The organism is Streptomyces sp. NBC_01255, from assembly GCF_036226445.1.
Taxonomy (GTDB): Bacteria; Actinomycetota; Actinomycetes; order Streptomycetales; family Streptomycetaceae; genus Streptomyces.
Genome location: NZ_CP108474.1, coordinates 2,294,668 through 2,314,284 on the forward strand (window position 1 = coordinate 2,294,668; position 19,617 = coordinate 2,314,284).

The window sequence follows — 19,617 nt, forward strand, 5'->3', positions numbered from 1 at the left end:
CCTGCCGTGCGTCGAGACGCACGGCAGGGGGTCAGCCGCTCGCCGCCGCCTTCGCCGCCGCCTTCGACGCCGCGTCGATCGCCGCCAGCGACTTCCGCACCTGGTTGCGGTCCGTGGTGTACCAGAAGTCGGGCAGCGAGGCCTTGAGGTAGCTGCCGTACCGCGCCGTGGCCAGTCGGGGGTCGAGCACCGCGACGACACCCCGGTCGCCCGTCGCCCGCACGAGCCGACCGGCGCCCTGGGCCATCAGCAGAGCCGCGTGCGTGGCCGCGACCGCCATGAAGCCGTTGCCTCCGGCCTCCTCGACCGCCTTCTGGCGCGCGCTCATCAGCGGGTCGTCCGGCCGCGGGAACGGGATCTTGTCCATGACCACCAGCTGGCAGCTGGCACCCGGAACGTCCACGCCCTGCCAGAGCGACAGCGTGCCGAAGAGGCAGGTCTTCGGATCGGCGGCGAAGTTCTTGATCAGCTCGCCGAGGGTGTCCTCGCCCTGGAGCAGGATCGGCAGCTCGGGATTCCTGCTCCGCAGCTCCTCCGCCGCCTGCTGCGCCGCCCGCATCGAGGAGAAGAGGCCGAGCGTACGACCGCCGGCCGCCTCCATCAGCTCGGCGAGCTCGTCGAGCATGTCGCCCCGCTCACCGTCCCGCGCGGGACGGGACAGGTGCTTGGCGACGTACAGGATGCCCTGCTTCGGGTAGTCGAACGGGGAGCCGACGTCGAGGCCCTTCCAGACGGGCAGGTCGTCCCCCGTGGTGCCCTCGGGCGCGAGGCCGAGCGAGGCTCCGACCCCGTTGAAGTCGCCGCCGAGCTTGAGGGTGGCCGAGGCCAGGACCACGGACCGCTCGGTGAAGAGCTTCTCCCGGAGGAGGCCGGAGACGCTCAGGGGCGCGACCCGCAGCGAGGCACCGAAGCGGTCGTGCCGCTCGTACCAGACGACGTCCCACTCCGATCCCTGGGTGATCCGCTCCGCCACGCCGTGCACGGTCTCCACGGAGGCCATGGCCTGCTTGCGGACGGCGTCCTCGTCCTGCACGGACCGGTCCCGGGTCGAGCCCAGGGCCGTGATCACCGCGCGGGCCGCGTCGCGCAGCGCCATCAGCGCGTAGGCGAGATCCTCCGGGATCGTCTCCAGGCGGCCCGGCAGCGCGAGCTCCATGACCCGCTCGAAGCCCTCGGCGGCGGTCTGCAGCTGGTCGGCGACCTTCTCGTCGACGAGCTTCGCGGACCGGCGCACGGCGCGGTTGACCTGCCCGGGGGTGAGCTCGCCAGTGGCGACACCGGTGACCCGGGAGACCAGCTCATGGGCCTCGTCGACGATCAGCACCTCGTGCTGCGGGAGCACCGGGGCGCCCTCGATGGCGTCGATGGCGAGCAGGGCGTGGTTGGTGACGACGACATCGGCGAGCTTGGCGCGCTCGCGGGCCGCCTCGGCGAAGCACTCCGCCCCGTACGCGCACTTGCTCGCGCCCAGGCACTCCCGGGAGGAGACGGAGACCTGGGCCCAGGCCTTGTCGGAGACGCCCGGGGTCAGGTCGTCCCGGTCGCCGGTCTCGGTCTCGTCGGACCAGTCGCGGAGGCGCAGCAGGTCCTGGCCCAGCTTGCTGGTGGGCGCGGCCGCCTCGAAGGGGTCGAAGAGGCCGTCCTCCTCGTCCTGCGGGACGCCTTCGTGGAGCCGGTGCAGGCAGAGGTAGTTCGACCGGCCCTTGAGCATGGCGAACTGCGGGCGGCGGCGCAGCTGCGGATGCAGCGCGTCGACCGTCCGGGGAAGGTCGCGCTCGACGAGCTGGCGCTGGAGCGCCAGGGTGGCGGTGGCGACCACGACCCGCTCCCCCTGGGCCAGCGCCGGCACGAGATAGCCGAGCGACTTGCCCGTGCCGGTTCCGGCCTGGACGAGGAGGTGGGAATTGTCGTCGATGGCCTCGGCCACGGCCTCGGCCATGGCGACCTGGCCGGGGCGCTCCGTGCCGCCGACGGCGGAGACGGCGGCGTGGAGGAGGTCGGGGAGGGATGGCTTCGTCATAGCGCTTCCAGCCTACGGGGCGACACTGACAGCCCGGTCACACGCACGCCTCACGCGAGCGGGTTGGGGACGGTCCCGTGGACGGCGGCGTGCGGGCGCTCGGGCCGGTCGCGGTAACCGTCCAGGTGCAGACGGTTGCGGTTGAGGCAGAGCCGCTCGATCCGGGGCGTGAGGAGGTCGAAGAGCTCGAACCGTTCCTTCAGCTCGGGGAAGCGGGCCTGGTGGCGCAGGATCTCCGCACGGACCAGGGCCCAGAATTCCGTCTCGGGGACGCCGAGTTGTTCCTCGCAGAGCGGTGCCAGATAGCGGAAGACGCCGATGAAGAGCCCCGAATGGATGAACTGGGTGAGGAAGTCGGGCTCCTCGGTGAGCAGCACCGAGCGGACGTCGGCCGGCATCGTGTCGTGCTCGGGAAGCGGCAGGGCGCTGATGTTCACGTCGTCGACGAAGTCCTTGATCGCCAGACGTACGGGCACGTCCTCGTCGTCGTAGACGACGATCGCGTTCTCGCCGTGCGGCGAGAAGACCGTGCCGTACCGGTAGAGGAAGTGCAGCAGCGGGGGCAGCAGGGCGCCGAAGAGGTGCCGGAGCCAGACGGCGGGGGCGAGTCCGGACCGCTCGACGAGCTCCGCGACGAAGGCCCGCCCGTTCGGGTCGGTGTGGAGCAGCGAGGCGAGGGTGCGGGCGCGCTCGCCGGGGGGCAGCCGGAGCGGCTCGCGCCAGATCGCGCCGAGGAGTTCCTTGTACTGGTACGGGACTTCGGGCAGCCGGTCGTACAGGGGGTGCTCGACGGTGACGGAGGCGACCTCGCCGAGGAGGATCACTCCGCACTCGTCCCGCAGGAACGCGTCGCCGTCGCGGAGCCCGTGGACCCAGGCGGTCACGGCGGGGGCGGCGACGGTCCGTTCGGTCGGCAGTCCGCGCCAGACGAGGGTGTTGAGGACCGACAGCGGGAGTTTGACGGTGCGCCGGTCGGGGCGGCTGGTGTTGAGGAACGTACGGACGGACTGTTGCGGCAGGCGGAGGTCGCCGTCGGCGGAGAGTGGGACGACGGTGCCGGCGGCCACGGCCGGGGCGTAGAGCGGGAGCAGGACCTCGTCCCACTGCCAGGGGTGGACGGGCAGCAGGAGGTAGCCGTCGGGTTCGTGGCCGCGGGCGGTGAGTTCGGCGCGGAAGGCGGCGTGGACCTCGGGGTCCAGCTCCTGGTCGTAGAGGCGGTCGGGGGTTTGGAGGCCGGCGACGCCCCGGTAGGCGGCGATGCGGTTGCTGACGGCGATCCACGGCAGTCGGGTGGCGCGGCGTGCCTCGGGGGCCCAGCGGGCGGCGTCGGTGGCGGAGAAGCCGATGCGGCCCTTGTTGAGGACGAGCCAGGGGTGGCCGGTCTGGTGGCCTTCGAGTTCGGCGTAGGAGAGCTCGGCGAGCCGGTCGGCGGTGAGGGCCGTGCGGTCGAGGCGGGCGTCGGCGGCGAGGGTGGCGGAGAGTTCGCGGATGAGGTGGCCGAGAGTGGCGCCGTCGAGCCGGAGGAGGCTCCGGGCGCGGACCAGGAAGTCGAGGGGGTCGGTCATGGGCCGGCCCTCGTGGGCGATCGAGTCGGCGGCGACCCGCCAGCCGCCGTAGGCGCCGCGGCGGGCACGGAAGGTGAGTGTGGTGCCGTCGTCGAGCCGGAGTGCGTGGTGGTCGGGCTCGCCGTCGTCGGCCGGGACGGGTTCGACGATCTCCTCGTAGGCGAACTCGGCGAGTGCCTTGGCGAGGAGGCGGGAGGAGACCCGGGTCCAGGTGTCGGAGGTCAGCTCGGGGGGCGCGAGCAGTTCGGGTTCCGGGGTGGTGGCGAGGGGCGTGGCGGGCTGTGCGGAGTCGTGGGGTGCAGGGGACGTCGACACGAGGACTCCTCGGGGTGGGAACCGCTGTGGGTCGAGCGGTGTATGTAAGGCAGAGGGGTGTTCACAGGGCGTGACGCAGGGAGCGGTCGCGGATCATGAGCGCGGCTCGTTTGTCGGGGAGGTCGAGTTCCGCCGCGTAGCGGAAGCCGGCTCCGAGGAAGGCCGAGACGGAAGGAGTGTTGCGGATGTCGGGTTCGGCGACGACCCGGGTGCATCGGGGGCGGTGGTCGAGGACGAGCTCGGCGACGGCGTGCAGGAGGGCCGTGCCGACACCCCGGCCTCGGTCGGTGACGCCTCCGACGAGGAGATGGATACCGGTGTCGTGGGGGCGGGCCGGATAGTGCCGGGCGAGCGGGTCGAGGTCGGCGCGGTAGAGCTCGAAGTAGCTCATGGGCACGTCGTCGAGGACGCCTAGGCAGGGGACGCTCCGGCCGTCGCCCTGGAGCTGGGCGCGGAGGTGCTCGGCGGTCACGGTCTCGGGGCCGGCGAGTTCCCAGAAGGCGGCGACCGCTGGGTCGTTCATCCACCGGGTGAGGAGTGGCAGGTCGCGGTCGAGGTGTACGGGGAGGAGCTGGAAGGCGCCGAATCGGGTGGTGGCCGGTTCCCAGTCGGCGACGGAGTCGAGGAGGTCTCCGCCGGAGGAGCCGCCGCCCGGGACGGCGGGTGTCGGGGCGGATGACGGGGCGGATGACGGGGCTCCGGCGGCGAGGAGGGCGACGAGGTCGTCGACCCTGAGGTCGAGGGTGTCGTCCCCGGGCGGTTCTACCGGGGGTCTGGTGGGTGGCACGGTGTCGCTCTCCTCTCGGCGGTGCGCTCGGGGCGTGGGTGCTCCGGCGACGGGTTCAGGTGCGGAGGGGGTTGGTGACGGTGACGTAGACGGACTGGGTGTCGACCGGCCCGACGAGTTCGTCGAGGCCGTGCAGGCGGGTGAGGAGGTTGGCCTTGCTGCGCAGGGTCGCGGCCTCCAGGAGCCGGTGCGGAAGGGGTGAGCCCAGGCTCGTGGCGGAGGTGAGGAAGCTGCGGAGGGCGGCGAGGAGGACGCGCTCGTCGGCGAGGTACTGGGCGCCGAAGGCGCCGATCAGACCGAGGATGTTGTTGATGCCGAGGTAGTAGGCGAAGCGCTCGTCGGTGACCTGGTCGGAGACGAAGGTGTCGCTGTGGGCGCCGATGCCGGGCAGCCGGTTCTCCAGCTCGCCGCGGTGGGATTCGCGGAAGTAGTAGCCCTGGTTGTCGCGGTAGCGGCCGCCGACGGGCCAGCCTTCGGGGTCCAGGAGCACCAGGGTGTTCTGCTGGTGGGCCTCCAGAGCGATGCCGGCGTGTCCGTCGAGCCAGAGGATGGGCCGGACGACCTGGTCGAGGTAGCGCAGGAACCACTCGGCGGCGACGGCCGTGGTGGGGCGGCCGGTGCGGGCGGAAAGCCTGCCGATGACGTCGGCGAGCCGGGAGCGCATGGTGGTGGCCCCGGGCCAGGGGCGGGGGGTGGTGAGGGAGGCGATGCAGACGGCGTCGTCGCCGGACCCGAAGGGGTTGTGGCGGATCATGACGTCGAGTCCGGGGACGGGGGTGCCGTCCGCCGTGTCCACGGCGAGCCAGGCGGGGTCGCGGACGATGTCGAAGCCGGGGTGGGCCGCCTGCCACTCGTCGACGAGGCCGGTGCGCAGGAGCCGGTGGACCTCGACGCCGCGGTGGAGTTCCTTGCGGAGGTTCTCGCGGCGGGAGTTGGTGATGCGCAGGCCGAGGGAGAGCTTGAGCATCGCCCGTGCGCCGGGGCGGTGGACGGTGCGGACGGACGAGGTGGGGTGCCAGGGGCTGCCGTGGAGACCGAGGTCGTGGAGGAGGCCGGCGTCGAGGAGTTCGCGGACCTCGGGGCGGTGCAGGAGTTCGCGGGCCTGCCAGGGGTGCAGGGGCAGGGGTGCGGTGCCGGCGGGGAGGGTGAGCCCCTCGGCGAGGCCGGAGGTGAGCTGTTCCGCGGTGACGTGGCGGCCCTGCTCGGTCCAGGCGGAGTCGGCGGCCAGGACCGTGGGGTCGACGGCGACCCAGTGGAGGGGGAAGGAGCCGTGGAGTTCGGGTGAGTAGAGCCGTGCTTCGGCCTCGGAGAGTCCTTCGCGGCTCTTGGGGGTGGGGTGCAGGGGGTGGCCGAGCAGCAGGGCCTGTTCTGCGGCGAGGAAGAGGTCGGCGTCCGGATGGGGGTGGGGGCTGCGGCGGCGTTCGGTGAGGAAGTCGGCGGTGCGCCGGGCGGAGTCGGCGACCCGGCCGACGAGTTCGGTGCCCTCGGGGCGGCCGGTCTCGCGGCTGAGCAGGGCGGCGACCGTGACGGCGTCGACGGTCGGAGCGGAGGCCGGGAGGCCTTCGAGCGAGGGGGCGCCGAAGCGGTGCCAGCCGGTGGCCGACCAGTAGCGGACGGGGACGAGGAGGGCGGTGCCGCTGGCGTCGAGGGGGACGCGCAGGGTGGTGGAGTCGGGGGCGGGCAGGTTCTTCTCCCGGATCCAGCAGCGGAGCAGGTTCTCGATGGTCGCCACGTCGGCGGCGCGCTGCGGGTCGGGGTCGTCGAGGGGGTCGGGCGCGGTGGCTCCGGCGGCGGCCGGGCGGGTCGGCCGCGGGTCGTACGGTCCGGCGTGCTGGCGCGGGACGGTGGGCTCCTCGACGGCGACGGGCGCTGCGGTCTCGGTCGCCTGGGAGGTGGGGGTGGCGTTCACGGGGCTTCCTTGGGGTGGGGCCGGGGGCGGGTCCGGGGTCAGTGGGACGGTCCGGGGGTGGTCCGGGGTGCGCCCGTCGTGGGGGTGTGGGCCCGTTCGGCCGCGGCCAGGGCGTCGGCGAAGCGGTCGAGGACCGCGGTGGCCTGCTCGTCGGTGAGGGTGAGCGGGGGCAGGAGCCGGACCACTGCGGAGTGGCGGCCGCCGAGTTCGACGATGAGTCCGCGGGCGAGGCACTCCTGCTGGACGGCGCGGGCCAGGGCGGGGGCGGCGGGCGGGACGAGGTCGTCCGGGCCGGCCGCGTCGGGGTCGACGAGTTCGACGCCGATCATCAGGCCCCGGCCGCGGACGTCGCCGACGCAGGGGTGGGCGGCGGCGAGGCCCTGGAGCCGACCGAGGATACGGGCGCCGAGGATGCCGGCCCGTTCGGCGAGCTTGTTCTCGCGGACGTACGCGAGGGTGGCCGTTCCGGCGGCCATGGCGAGCTGGTTGCCGCGGAACGTGCCGGCGTGTGCGCCGGGTTCCCAGGCGTCGAGCTCGGACCTGTAGACGATGACGGCGAGCGGGAGGGAGCCGCCGATGGCCTTGGAGAGGACCATCACGTCGGGCACGACACCGCTGTGCTCGACGGCCCAGAACGCGCCGGTGCGGCCGACGCCGGTCTGGACCTCGTCGACGACGAGCGGGACGGAGCGGTCGGCGGTGATCCGGCGCATCCGGCGCATCCAGTCGTCGGGGGCGGGGATGACACCGCCCTCGCCCTGGACGGCCTCGACGATCATTCCGGCGGGGGTGGTGACCCCGCTCTTGGGGTCGTCGAGGAGGTTCTCGGTCCAGCGGGCGGCGAGTTCGGCGCCGCGGTCGCCGCCGACGCCGAAGGGGCAGCGGTAGTGCTGCGGGTAGGGAAGCCGGGTCACGCGGACATCGGTCGCTCCGCCGGAGGCGGAGAGGGCACCGGCCGTCATGCCGTGGTAGGCACCGGTGAAGGCGAGGAGGCCGTCGCGGCCGGTGGCGGTGCGGACGAGTTTGAGGGCCGCTTCGACGGCGTCCGTGCCGGCCGGTCCGCAGAACTGGATGCGGGCGTTGTCGGCGAGTTCGCCCGGCAGGGTGGCGAACAGCTCCGAGGTGAAGGCGTCCTTGAGGGGGGTGGCGAGGTCGAGGACGTGGAGCGGTGCGCCCGAGTCGAGGACCTTCCTGATCGCTTCCAGGACCACGGGGTGGTTGTGTCCCAGGGCGAGGGTCCCGGCACCGGAGAGGCAGTCCAGGTAACGGCGGCCGTCCGCACCCTCGATGGTCAGGCCGCGGGCCCGCACGGGGACGATCGGCAGGGACCGGGCGTAGGTGCGGGCGGCGGACTCGCGCTGCGCCTGGCGACGCAGGATCGCCTCGTGCCCGCCCCCTTGGTCCGTCGCGTCGCCCGTCGGGTTCCGCACCTGCGCCGCCGGTGCGACGGCAGGAGCTGATTCGGTCACGGCCACGGCTCGGTGTCCTCCCGCTGTAACGGTTGCGTTGCACATCGGGGCGTCGCGGAGCCGCCGCAAGGGCCGTCCTGAACGCCGCCGTTGTGTCCCCCGTACGTACCAACGACGGGAACTGCCGGGGATCACGGGCCGGGTGACAACAACTTGGCGTGTCCCGGATCACGGCACGGCAACGGCTGAACGGCATCCGGAACCGGCGGCGGGGCAGGTACCGTCCCCTCCGGCACCGGCATAGTTGGGGGCCGTCGGTCGCCGTCCGCGAGGACGCGGCCGCCGTTCGCCCATGCACACATTGATGTAGTCCCAGGGGGATCACGAGATGCGATCGATTCGTCCGCTGCTGATGGCGGCTTCCGCCGTCGCGGCGCTGACGCTCACCGCGACGGCCTGCGGCCCGACCGAGGAGAACGCGGGAGACAAGCCCAGCGCGCCCGCGAGCCAGAACCCGGCCGACAAGATCCAGATTCCGGAGGACCTGAAGGACCGTCTGAAGGAACACGGGATCGACCTCGACAAGTGGCGCGACGGCGAGTGGAAGAACTGGGACCGCGACAAGTGGCTCCGTGAGGCCAAGGACTTCGTCAATCCGATCATCGAGGACCTCTGGGACCCGGACCGGATGCGGGAGGCCGAACGCCCCGACAAGCCGGTCGAGGAGGAGGACATCTCGGGTGACGAGGGTGTCACCGACCCGACTCCCGCCGCGGTGAAGGCGAAGGCCGTCGCCCCGAAGTACCACGGCAACGCGCCGGAGGCCGGGAAGGTCTTCTTCGACGGCCCCGAGGGCTCGCTGGTCTGCTCGGCCACCGTGGTGCAGGACCCGGCCCACCCGGGCAAGTCCAACCTGGTCTGGACGGCCGGGCACTGCGTGCACAAGGGCAAGCAGGGCGGCTGGTACCGCAACATCGCCTTCGTGCCCTCGTACAACGACTCCGCGCTGCCGACCTCCGCCCTGGAGAACGCGACGCGGGAGCAGATCGCGCCGTACGGCGTGTGGTGGGCGGACTGGGTCAAGACCTCCGACCAGTGGATCGCCCAGGGCGCGTCCACGGGCGGCGCCGGCGCCCCGTACGACTTCGCGGTCATCCAGGTGACCCCGGAGAAGGGCGGGTCGGGCAAGTCGCTGGAGGAGACGGTCGGTTCGGCCCTCCCGGTCGAGTTCAACGCGCCTGCCGTGCCGAAGATCGCGAGCCTGACGGCGACCGGTTACCCGGCGGCGCCGCCGTTCGACGGCCAGAAGATGTTCCAGTGCCAGGACAAGCCGGGCCGGCTGTCGCTGAAGGCGGAGCAGCCGACGATGTACCGGATCGGCTGCACCATGACCGGTGGTTCGTCCGGCGGTGGCTGGGTGGCCGACGGCAGTGACGGCAAGCCGGCGCTGGTGTCGAACACCTCGATCGGCCCGGCGACGGCCGGCTGGCTCGCGGGTCCGCGTCTCGGACCCGAGGCCAAGGCCATCTTCGACGAGGTCAGCAAGAAGTACGCCGGGCAGTAGGCACGGCACGGAGGCGGGGCCCTGGGGTCCCGCCTCCACCCATGTCCGGTCGACGGCCCGCGTCCCGGACGCGGAACACATCACAGGGGGAATGCACATCATGCGTTCTGTACGACTCATACCCGCCGTCCTCGGCCTGGCCACGGCGCTCGCGCTGACCGCCACGGCCTGCGGCCCCACCGAGACCCCGGCCGCCGACAAGCCGGCCGCGGGGGCGAGCAGCTCCACGCCCGCCGCCGACGGCGCCGGTGGCGGCGATGATCTCGCCAAAGACCTCGCCGACAAGCTCAAGAAGCACGGCGTCGACCTGGACAAGTGGAAGGACGGCGAGTGGAAGAACTGGGATGAGGCGACCTGGCTCCGTGAGGCCGAGGACTTCGTCAATCCGGTGATCGACGGCCTCTGGGACCCGACGCGTATGCAGTCGGCGAAGAGCCCGGACCAGACGATCACCGCGCAGGCCGGCACGGGAGGCACGGATCCGACGCCCCGGCCCGTCAAGGCGCAGCGCGAGAAGACGCCGTACCACCGCAACGCGGCCCCGGTCGGGAAGATCTTCTTCGACTCGCCCGAGGGTCACATGGTCTGCTCCGGCACCATCGTGAAGGACCCGCGCCGGCCCGGGAAGTCCAACATGGTCTGGACGGCCGGGCACTGCGTCCACGCGGGCAAGCGCGGCGGCTGGTACCGCAACATCACCTTCGTGCCGGCCTACAACGACCTCGGCAAGTCGCCCTCCGCCCTGCGCAACGCGCAGCCGCACGAGGTCGCGCCCTACGGCCAGTACTGGGCCGACTGGGCGGTGACCTCGGGCGACTGGATCCAGCGCGGTGGTACGAACCAGGCCTGGCCGTACGACTACGCCGTCCTGCACGTGCAGCCCGAGCGGGGCCGCAAGTCGCTGGAGGAGACCGTCGGTGCCGCGCTGCCGGTCGACTTCTCCGCGCCGACGGCCGCGCAGGCCGGGACGATGGGCGCCTGGGGCTACCCGCAGGCGGCGCCGTACAACGGGCTGATCATGCACAAGTGCCTCGACCGCGCGACGCGGCTCACCACGGCCCCGGCCACGCCGACGATGTACCGGATCGGCTGCACGATGACGGCCGGTTCCTCGGGCGGCGGCTGGTTCCGTGTGCTGCCGAACGGGAAGACGGCGCTCGTGTCGAACACCTCGATCGGCCCCGCCGGCAGCAACGGCTGGCTCGCCGGACCGCAGCTGGGCAAGGGGGCCAAGGCGGCCCACGAGATGGTCAGCAAGAAGTTCGCGCGCTGATCCGAGCCGTCGCACGGCACCGCACCGCATCACGACGGAGGGCGCTGTCCTCCTCCCCGAACGGGAGGAGGACAGCGCCCTCCGTGGTCGTGCCGTGGATCAGTGCGCGGCGGGAACGTACGGCGCGAGCACCGCCGCCAGTTCCTCGTGCACCCGGGCCTTGAGCAGGGTGCCCTCCGGGGTGTGCTCCTCGGACTGCACCTCGCCCTCGGCGTGCACCCGCGAGACGAGACCGCCCTGCGTGTACGGCACGAGGGCTTCGAGCTCGACCTCGGGGCGCGGCAGTTCGGCGTCGATGAGCGCGAGCAGCTGCTCGATGCCCTGGCCCGAACGGGCCGAGACCGCGATGGAGTGCTTCTCCATCCGCAGCAGGCGCTGGAGGACCAGCGGGTCCGCCGCGTCCGCCTTGTTGACGACGACGATCTCCTTGACGTTCACCGCGCCGACGTCCCGGAAGACCTCGCGCACGGCGGCCAGCTGCTCCTCCGGAGCCGGGTGGGAGCCGTCCACCACGTGCAGGATGAGGTCGGAGTCACCGACCTCCTCCATGGTGGAGCGGAACGCCTCGACCAGGTGGTGCGGCAGGTGCCGGACGAAGCCGACGGTGTCGGCCAGGGTGTAGACCCGGCCGGTGGGCGTCTCGGCCCGGCGCACGGTCGGGTCGAGGGTGGCGAACAGGGCGTTCTCCACGAGGACGCCCGCGCCGGTGAGGCGGTTGAGCAGGGAGGACTTGCCCGCGTTGGTGTATCCGGCGATGGCGACCGACGGCACCTTGTTGCGGCGGCGCTCCTGCCGCTTGATGTCGCGGCCGGTCTTCATCTCCGCGATCTCCCGGCGCATCTTCGCCATCTTCTCGCGGATGCGGCGCCGGTCGGTCTCGATCTTGGTCTCACCGGGACCGCGGGTGGCCATGCCGCCACCGCCGCCGCCACCCATCTGACGGGACAGCGACTGACCCCAGCCTCGCAGCCGCGGCAGCATGTACTGCATCTGCGCGAGTGCGACCTGCGCCTTGCCCTCTCGGGACTTGGCGTGCTGGGCGAAGATGTCGAGGATGAGGGCGGTCCGGTCGACCACCTTCACCTTGACGACGTCTTCGAGGGCGATGAGCTGGCCGGGGCTGAGCTCGCCGTCGCAGACGACGGTGTCGGCGCCGGTCTCGACCACGATGTCGCGCAGTTCGCGCGCCTTGCCGGAACCGATGAAGGTCGCCGGGTCCGGCTTGTCACGGCGCTGGATCACGCCGTCGAGCACGAGGGCGCCCGCCGTCTCGGCGAGGGCCGCGAGCTCCGCCAGGGAGTTCTCCGCGTCCTGCACGGTCCCCGAGGTCCAGACGCCGACCAGCACGACGCGCTCCAGGCGCAGCTGGCGGTACTCGACCTCGGTGACGTCCTCGAGCTCGGTGGAGAGGCCGGCGACGCGCCGCAGGGCCGCGCGCTCGGAGCGGTCGAACTGCTCGCCGTCCCGCTCTCCGTCGATGTCGTGGCTCCAGGCGACGTCCTCTTCCATCAGGGCATCGGCCCGAAGGCTCTCGGTACGGTTCGTCTCCGCGAAGCGCTGCTCGTCCTGGGAAGGGGAAGAAGAGGAGGTCATTGGGTCCTTACGTCGAATGACGTCGCCTGACAGCGACGAAGCTGGTTCTGTATCCGTCGCAACGCGTGACGGCACCGGAAGATTCCCGGTTCCGGCCGCGTCGCCGACCTGACGATGGTGGCACGGCCCGGCCGGGCCCGTCACCCGGATTTCGGCGCGGTCCCGGCGGCCTCGGCCGGGCGGGTGCGCCAGTCGGGGTGCCCGGGCATGGGCGGGGTCTTCGCCGCGTACAGCCACTCGCGGAAGAAGGCGGTGAGGTCCCGTCCCGCGATCTCGCCGGCCAGGGCCGTGAAGTCGGCGGTGGTGGCGGTGGAGTCCCGGTGGTCGGCGACCCAGCGGCGCTCCAGGTGCCGGAAGGCCTCGGTGCCGATCTCCTGCCGGAGGGCGTAGAGGACGAGGGCGCTGCCGTCGTAGACGACGGGCCGGAAGAGGCTGATCTTGTGGCCGGGCGAGGGCGGCTCGGGCGCGGCGGGCGGGCCGCCGTCGGCCCGCCACTCGTCGGAGGCCGCGTAGGCCGCCTTCATGCGCCGCTCCAGGGACTTGCCGGCCTTCTCCTCCGCGTACAGCGCCTCGTACCAGCTCGCGTGGCCCTCGTTGAGCCAGAGGTCGGACCACCTGCGGGGCGTGACGCTGTCGCCGAACCACTGGTGGGCCAGCTCGTGCACCATGATCGAGTCGACGTACCACTCGGGGTAGCCGGGCTCCGTGAAGAGACCCCGCTCGAAGAGGGAGAGGGTCTGCGTCTCCAGCTCGAAGCCCGTTTCGGCGTCGGCGACGAGCACGCCGTACGTCTCGAAGGGGTACGGGCCGACCTGCCGCTCCATCCACTCCAGCTGGCCGGGGGTCTTGCGGAGCCAGGGCTCCATCAGCTCCCGGTCGGCGGTCCGCACCACGTCCCGTACGGGCAGGCCTCCGGGGCCGCTCCGGTGCACGACGGTGGAGCTGCCGATGGAGACCTGGGCGAGCTCCGTGGCCATGGGGTGGCGCGTGCGGTAGGTCCAGGTGGTGGTGGCGCCGTGGTCGACGCGTCCGGCGGGCAGGCCGTTGGCGACGGCGGTGAGCGCGCTGGGGGCGGTGATCCGGAAGGTGAAGTGCGCCTTGTCGGCGGGGTGGTCGTTGGAGGGGAAGACGCGGTGGGCGGCGTCCGCCTGGTTGGCCATGGCGAGGCCGTCGCCGGTCCGGACCCAGCCGCCGGTGTCGGCGGGGCCTGTGGGGTCGCTGGTGTGCGTGACGGTGATCTCGACGGGTTCGCCGGCGTCGATCGGCACGGCGGGGGTGACGATCAGGTCCTCGCCGCTGCTCGTGTACGAGGCCGGCAGGTCGTCGACGGTCACGGCGGAGACGGTCCCGTGGGTGAAGTCGAGGTTGAGCCGCTCCAGGTCCTCGGTGGCGAGGGCGTCGATCCGGGTCACGGCGGCGAGCGGCTTCGTGTTGACCCCCGGGTAGGTGAGGTCGAGGTCGTACGCGAGGACGTCGTAGCCGGGGTTGCCGAGGTGCGGGAAGAGCGGGTCGCCGATGCCGAGCGGCGCCGGTGCGGGCAGCGCGGCGGCGACGAGCCCGGTCGAGGCGGCGACGAGGACGGCTGCGCGCAGCCACCGCGCGCGGGGCAGGGGGTTTCGGACGAGCGGCATGGGCCAGGCCTTTCCGGAGGACTGGCCCTACGGCTACCAGGGGTTTCCCCGCTCCTCCGGGCGGCGCGCTCGCCCGCCACCCGAAGGGGGGTCATGTCGGGTCGCGTCGGTTCACGCCGTGCCGTGCCCTGTCCTGCCGCTGCGGCGGGCGCGGGTCACGTCGTACACCCCCGGTACGTCCCGCATGGCCCGCATCAGGGCGGGGAGCCCGGCCGCGTCGGGGAGGTGGAGCGTGTACGTGTGGCGGACGCGCTGTTCGCTGGGCGGCTCGACGGTCGCGGAGACGACGGCTGCCCCGGCGGTGGCGATGGCCTCGGTGAGGTCGGCGAGGAGGCGCGGCCTGCCGAAGGACTCGGCGACGAGGGTGACCCGGCACTGGGCGGTGTCGCCCCAGCGGACGGTGACGGGCTCGCGGCCCACCCCGCGCATGGTCTCGACGGCCGCGCAGCCGGCCCGGTGGACGGTGACCGAGCCGCCGCGGACACGGAATCCGGTGATCTCGTCGGGCGGTACGGGGGTGCAGCAGCCGGCGGGGCGGACGGCGGTGGGCGGCTCGCCGTCCAGGTCGGCGTGGAGCACGGCGCCGGACCGCCGGTCGGCGGGGACGTTGACCTGGGGCCGGGGGCCTGCGTCGGCGGGGGCGGTGGCCGCTTCGGGGTGGGCCTGGAGCCAGCCGGTGATCGCGATCCGCGCGGCGGCGGTACGGGCGTGGTCGAGCCACTCGGGAGAGGGCCCGGACACGGTGTCCTGGGCGAGCAGCAGCTGGACGGTGTCCCCGTCGCCGAGGACGGTGCTCAGGGGGGCGAGGCGGCCGTTGACCCGGGCGCCGAGGCAGCCGTGGGCGGCCTCGCCGTGCTGGGCGTAGGCGGCGTCGACGCAGCTGGCTCCGGCGGGCAGGCTGAGGGTGCCGGGCGCGCTGCCGTCGGCGCTGAAGACGGTGATCTCGTCGTCCTCGGCGAGGTGGGCGCGGAGCGAGCTCCAGAACGTGTCGGGGTCGGGGGCGGACTGCTGCCAGTCGAGGAGCCGGGAGAGCCAGCCGGGGCGGGTCGGGTCGACGCGCTCGCCGTCCTCGGGCTGCGGGTCGGGGGTGAGGGCGGGGGCGGGCTGCCCCGGGGGCGGCGTCGGGCCTGGGCAGGGTTCCTGGCCCGTGTACGGATTGCCGAGGGCGACGACTCCGGCCTCGGCGACCGTGTGCATCCGGTGGGTCCTGATGAGGATCTCGGCCACGGCCCCGTCGGGGGCGGCGATCGCGGTGTGCAGGGACTGGTACAGGTTGAACTTGGGGGTCGCGATGAAGTCCTTGAACTCGGAGATCACCGGGGTGAAGCAGGTGTGGAGCTCGCCGAGGACCCCGTAACAGTCGGCGTCCTCGGCGACGAGGACGAGGAGCCGCCCGAAGTCACAGCCGCGCAGCTCGCCGCGCTTGAGGCGGACGCGGTGCACGGAGACGAAGTGCCGGGGCCGGACGAGGACCTCGGCGCCGATGCCGGCCTCGCGGAGGACCGCGCCGAGCTGTTCGGCCACGGCGTCGAGGGCATCGCCCGCGTGGGAGTTCTCGGCGATGAGGGCGCGGGTGTTCTCGTACTCCTCGGGGTGGAGGATCGCGAAGACGAGGTCCTCCAGCTCGGTCTTGAGGGCCTGGACCCCGAGCCGTTCGGCGAGGGGGATGAGGAAGTCCCGGGTGACCTTGGCGATCCTGGCCTGTTTCTCGGGCCGCATCACGCCGAGGGTGCGCATGTTGTGGAGGCGGTCGGCGAGTTTGATCGACATGACCCGGACGTCGTTGCCGGTGGCGACGAGCATCTTGCGGAAGGTCTCGGGTTCGGCGGCGGCGCCGTAGTCGATCTTCTCCACCTTGGTGACGCCGTCGACGAGGTAGGCGACCTCGTCGCCGAACTCCCGGCGCACTTGGTCGAGCGTCACCTCGGTGTCCTCGACGGTGTCGTGGAGGAGCGAGGCGGTCAGGGTGGTGGTCTCCGCGCCGAGTTCGGCGAGGATGAGCGTGACCGCGAGCGGGTGCGTGATGTACGGCTCGCCGCTCTTGCGGAACTGGCCGCGGTGCGAGGACTCGGCGAGGACGTAGGCCCGGCGGAGCACCGCGAGGTCGGCGTCGGGGTGGTGGGCCCGGTGCGCCTCGGCGACATGGCTGATGGCGTCGGGCAGCCGGTCACGGGGGGCGGGTCCCGCGGTGGCACCCAGCAGGGCGGCGCGGCCGAGGCGGCGCAGGTCGATCCGGGCGCGTCCGCGTCTGCGGACGGTCGTGTCGGTGACGGCGGCGTCGGCCGCGCTCACAGGGTTGGTGGCCTCTGCGCTCATGGGGCACCTCCGGCAACATCGACCGGCGGTGGGCGGGCCAGGCGTGCCCTGGGGGCCGGTGCTTGATGCTACCGACCCCACCACGTGGCGCAGTCACGCTCTCGCTCAGCGTGAATCGGATCACCCATTCGAGCGACAAATCAGTCGTTGACTGTTTCGATTCCCTGGATTCCCGTGGGATTCGACCCCGTGGGAACGGCCCCCGTGGGAACGGACAGCCACGCCGGGTCGACGGTGCCCTCGGCGACGATGACGGCGGGTCCGGTCATCTCGATCTCGCCGTCGGGGTGCTCGGTGATGACGAGGGTCCCGCCGAGGACGTCGACGGTGTACGTGACGGGGGTGCCGCTCACGGTCGGGTCGGCGCCGTCGCGGCGGGCCGTGGCGACGGCGACGGCGCACGCGCCCGTGCCGCAGGAGCGGGTCTCGGCGGCGCCGCGCTCGTGGACCCGCATGGCGACGTGCCGGGGGCCGCGGTCGGCGACGAACTCGATGTTCACCCCGTCCGGGTAGACCGCGGCGGGCTCGTAGGGCGGCTCCGTGAAGAGGTTGCCCGCGTGGCCGAGGTCCTCGACGAAGGCGACCGCGTGCGGATTGCCCATGTTCACGTTCCGCGCGGGCCAGCTGCGGCCGTCGACGGTGACGGTGACTCCGGCCTCGGACAGGACCGCGCGCCCCATGGAGACGGTGACGGAGCCGTCCTTGTCGAGGTGGACGCGCTTGACCCCGCCGCGGGTGGCGACGGCGACCTCGCCCGCGGTGACGTGCCCGGCGTGCTGGAGGTAGCGCGCGAAGACCCGGACGCCGTTGCCGCACATCTCGGCGACCGAGCCGTCGGCGTTCCGGTAGTCCATGAACCATTCGGCCTCGTCGGCCAGGTGCCGCGCCTCGGGGTGGGCCGCGCTGCGCACGACGTGCAGCAGCCCGTCCCCGCCGACGCCGGCCCGTCGGTCGCAGAGCCGGGCGACGGAGGCCGGGCTCAGCTCGACGGTGTTGTCCGCGTCGGGGACGATCACGAAGTCGTTCTCGGTGCCGTGGCCCTTGAGGAAGGGGAGCGGGGAGGTCTGCGTGCTGGTCACGAGATCAACTGTACGGGGCGGGTCCGGCAGCCGGCGCGGCCGTCCGTCACGAGACGTACGGAGAGATCAGCGGAGGCGGGCGACGCGCCAGACGGCCAGGGCGACCAGGACCGCGATCGTCGCCACGTACAGGGCGAGGACGCGCCAGTCGGGGCGCTCGCCCGAGCCGCGCTGCGGAAGGCCGGGCCACGTGTAGCCGACCTTGCGGGCGGCCATCATGCCCCAGCCCGCCGCGCAGGAACTGATGAGCAGTCCGAGCATGGCGAGGACGGCGCCGCCGTCGCCCGAACCGAAGGCGAGCGGGAACGCGAACATCAGGGAGCCGACGGCGGCGAGGCAGACGATCGGGGCGAGCTGCCAGATCCGCAGGCGCCGCTGCGGCCTGAGCTCGACCTCCACCTCGTCGGCGTCCACCTCGACGGCGGTACCTTCCGCGTCGTCAGGACCGTCCGGTGTCAGGCCCGGGGCCCCGACCGGGGCATCGCCCGTCGAGTCGCCCAGGACCGCTTCCTGCGGTTCTCTGTCGCGAGGGCCGGCCTCCATCGCCACGCGCCCTCCCCACTCGGACTCCACTTGGTCGATCGATGCTCGATGATGGCACGCTCCTGACCGCCGAACTGACGGGCAGGGCGTCCCGATGCCATCACGTGATCAGGCTGTAACCGCTCGTTCGACCAACGACAGCGCCTCTCGCGGGAGTTCCCCGCGGTGATCGGCGGCTCCGCTGAGCCAGTGGACGCGCGGGTCGCGGCGGAACCAGGAGTCCTGGCGACGGGCGAAGCGCTTGGTGGCGCGTACGGTCTCCGCGCGCGCCTCGTCCTCGGTGCACTCCCCCGCCAGCGCGGCGAGGACCTGCTGGTAGCCGAGGGCGCGGGCGGCGGTGCGGCCCTCGCGCAGGCCCCGCGCCTCCAGGGTGCGCACCTCGTCGACGAGGCCGGCCTCCCACATCCGGTCCACGCGCGTGGCGATCCGCTCGTCCAGTTCGGGGCGGGCGACGTCGACGCCGATCTGGACGGTGTCGTAGACGGAGTCGTGTCCGGGCAGGTTGGCGGTGAAGGGCTTGCCTGTGATCTCGATGACTTCGAGCGCGCGGACGATGCGGCGTCCGTTGCTGGGCAGGATCGCGCGGGCCGCTTCGGGGTCGGCCTCGGCGAGCCGGGCGTGCAGGACGCCGGAGCCCCGCTCTTCCAGCTCGGCTTCCAGCCGGGCCCGGACGGCGGGGTCGGTGCCGGGGAACTCCAGGGCGTCGACGGCCCCCCGTACGTACAGGCCGGAACCGCCGACGAGGACGGGGGTGCGGCCGGCCGCGAGCAGCCGGTCGATCTCGGCGCGGGCCAGCCGCTGGTACTCGGCGACGCTGGCGGCCTCGGTCACGTCCCAGATGTCGAGGAGGTGGTGCGGGACGCCGTCCCGTTCCTCCAGCGTCAGTTTGGCGGTCCCGATGTCCATCCCCCGGTAGAGCTGCATCGAGTCGGCGTTGACGACCTCGCCGCCGAGCTGCTGGGCCAGAAATACACCCAGATCGGACTTTCCGGCCGCAGTGGGACCGACGACGGCGATGACCCGCGGGGCGGGAGCTGCGCTTCTCACTGGACCAGTCTCGCAAACCTCAGGGCCCGTCCCCGAACGAGCTACGTGACGACCCCCATCCGGGTTCGTTGCCTGTTGCGAGGTTCCGGCCGTCGATCACCGCCGAGCCCCTCCCATCCGAGTACGCTATGGAGTGAATATGGGCGTTTTTGCAGTCTTTCGCCGTAAGAAGAAGGATGTGGTCGAGGCCTCGCCGGAGGAGACCGGGGCCGTCGTGGCGTCGCAGGACGACGAGGTGACGGAGGCGAAGTCGAAGGCTGGGACGGAGACGGAGACGACGGAGGCCGCGGAGATCCGCGCGGGAATCGACGCTGATGCCCACGCCGACACCGATGTCGAGGAAGACGTCGATGGCGGTGCCGGTGCCGGTGTCGATGCCGATGCCCGCGTCGACGTGGATGTCGACGCCGATGCCGATCTCGATGTCGCCGACAAGGCCGAGGGTGCCTCCGACGTCGTGGAGATCCCGAAGCAGCAGTCGGCCGAGGCCGCCGCGGACAACGAGGCAGGCGAAGGCGCCCGCAAGTAGGCCCCCGGGGTTCCTGGGGGCGATACATCGCATACGG

The 19,617-nt window shown here is 72.6% G+C and carries 14 protein-coding genes; 3 read left to right on the plus strand and 11 right to left on the minus strand.

The window, feature by feature from the left end:
* Positions 1-31 precede the first annotated feature (31 nt).
* From OG357_RS09935 to OG357_RS09955, 5 genes are all read right to left on the minus strand, one after another.
* Positions 32-2,020 (minus strand): ATP-dependent DNA helicase, encoded by a 1,989-nt coding sequence (locus OG357_RS09935; RefSeq protein ID WP_329620816.1) that lies wholly within the window; start codon positions 2,018-2,020, stop codon positions 32-34.
* A 50-nt stretch (positions 2,021-2,070) separates the two neighbouring features.
* Complete coding sequence (locus OG357_RS09940) at positions 2,071-3,900, minus strand: IucA/IucC family protein (protein WP_443066656.1); 1,830 nt, start codon at positions 3,898-3,900, stop codon at positions 2,071-2,073.
* Positions 3,901-3,961: 61 nt separating this feature from the next.
* Complete coding sequence (locus OG357_RS09945) at positions 3,962-4,687, minus strand: GNAT family N-acetyltransferase (protein ID WP_329620817.1); 726 nt, start codon at positions 4,685-4,687, stop codon at positions 3,962-3,964.
* 55 nt (positions 4,688-4,742) lie between these two features.
* Positions 4,743-6,596: an IucA/IucC family protein gene (locus tag OG357_RS09950; RefSeq protein ID WP_329620818.1), complete on the minus strand. Its 1,854-nt coding sequence runs from the start codon at positions 6,594-6,596 to the stop codon at positions 4,743-4,745.
* A 38-nt stretch (positions 6,597-6,634) separates the two neighbouring features.
* Positions 6,635-8,071: a diaminobutyrate--2-oxoglutarate transaminase family protein gene (locus OG357_RS09955; RefSeq protein WP_329620819.1), complete on the minus strand. Its 1,437-nt coding sequence runs from the start codon at positions 8,069-8,071 to the stop codon at positions 6,635-6,637.
* 322 nt (positions 8,072-8,393) lie between these two features.
* Here OG357_RS09955 and OG357_RS09960 point away from each other — a divergent pair, with 322 nt between their 5' ends.
* Positions 8,394-9,569: a trypsin-like serine peptidase gene (locus OG357_RS09960; RefSeq protein ID WP_329620820.1), complete on the plus strand. Its 1,176-nt coding sequence runs from the start codon at positions 8,394-8,396 to the stop codon at positions 9,567-9,569.
* A 100-nt stretch (positions 9,570-9,669) separates the two neighbouring features.
* Positions 9,670-10,842 carry a trypsin-like serine peptidase gene (locus OG357_RS09965; protein ID WP_329620821.1) on the plus strand — a complete coding sequence of 391 codons (1,173 nt, stop codon included), beginning with the start codon at positions 9,670-9,672 and terminating at the stop codon, positions 10,840-10,842.
* A 99-nt stretch (positions 10,843-10,941) separates the two neighbouring features.
* On the opposite strand, the gene hflX is transcribed toward OG357_RS09965, so the two are convergent.
* The 6 genes from hflX to miaA form a co-directional block, all read right to left on the minus strand.
* Positions 10,942-12,435, minus strand: coding sequence for a GTPase HflX (hflX, locus tag OG357_RS09970; RefSeq protein ID WP_329620822.1), 1,494 nt, complete (start codon positions 12,433-12,435; stop codon positions 10,942-10,944).
* Positions 12,436-12,575: 140 nt separating this feature from the next.
* Entirely contained in the window at positions 12,576-14,066 is a 1,491-nt protein-coding gene (locus OG357_RS09975; RefSeq protein ID WP_329620823.1) for a M1 family metallopeptidase, read from the minus strand.
* Between the two features lie 111 nt (positions 14,067-14,177).
* Complete coding sequence (locus OG357_RS09980; RefSeq protein ID WP_329620824.1) at positions 14,178-16,382, minus strand: RelA/SpoT family protein; 2,205 nt, start codon at positions 16,380-16,382, stop codon at positions 14,178-14,180.
* Between the two features lie 140 nt (positions 16,383-16,522).
* Positions 16,523-17,461 (minus strand): diaminopimelate epimerase, encoded by a 939-nt coding sequence (gene dapF, locus OG357_RS09985; RefSeq protein WP_329620825.1) that lies wholly within the window; start codon positions 17,459-17,461, stop codon positions 16,523-16,525.
* A gap of 66 nt (positions 17,462-17,527) precedes the next feature.
* Positions 17,528-18,004: a hypothetical protein gene (locus OG357_RS09990; RefSeq protein ID WP_329625549.1), complete on the minus strand. Its 477-nt coding sequence runs from the start codon at positions 18,002-18,004 to the stop codon at positions 17,528-17,530.
* Between the two features lie 108 nt (positions 18,005-18,112).
* On the minus strand, positions 18,113-19,051 hold the full coding sequence (gene miaA, locus OG357_RS09995) for a tRNA (adenosine(37)-N6)-dimethylallyltransferase MiaA (RefSeq protein ID WP_329620826.1): 939 nt from the start codon (positions 19,049-19,051) through the stop codon (positions 18,113-18,115).
* 139 nt (positions 19,052-19,190) lie between these two features.
* On the opposite strand from miaA, the gene OG357_RS10000 reads away from it, so the two are divergent.
* Entirely contained in the window at positions 19,191-19,580 is a 390-nt protein-coding gene (locus OG357_RS10000) for a hypothetical protein (protein WP_329620827.1), read from the plus strand.
* Positions 19,581-19,617: the final 37 nt, after the last annotated feature.